The sequence below is a fragment of the Aequorivita sinensis genome (assembly GCF_006346335.1).
GTDB classification, from domain to species: Bacteria; Bacteroidota; Bacteroidia; order Flavobacteriales; family Flavobacteriaceae; genus Aequorivita; species Aequorivita sinensis.
In genome coordinates this window covers 1-304 of sequence record NZ_VDMC01000083.1, presented here as the reverse complement: position 1 = coordinate 304, position 304 = coordinate 1, and the positions used below count along the sequence as shown (strand labels likewise).

At 44.7% G+C, this 304-nt stretch carries 1 protein-coding gene; it reads right to left on the bottom strand.

Annotated features, from left to right (window positions below; translation table 11 throughout):
* The coding region (locus FHP04_RS14455) for an RHS repeat-associated core domain-containing protein (RefSeq protein ID WP_218937271.1) at nucleotides 1-304 on the bottom strand (304 nt) is incomplete at both ends.

Sequence of the window (304 nt, the reverse complement as noted above, 5' to 3'; positions counted from 1 at the left end):
ATATATAGGATTATTAAAAGCATAATTATAAGGCGAGTACCTTCTCATTTCCTCCGCCAATGGGTCAACGTTCATCCACCTTCCTAAAGCTGGGTCGTAATTACGTGCGCCAAAGTCGTAGGTGTTTATGTTGAACTCCTCTTTGAGGCATGCATTCCTCTCGGTCGTGCCTCCCTCGTCGGATGCAAGACCGCCAAACTTGTAAGTATAACTATCTCCCAAAAGCGGAGTAACAGGGGTAATAATAACATTGCCTCCCACTCCAACTTCAAAAACACTATGGTCAGGGTTGTAGCTTAGGTGT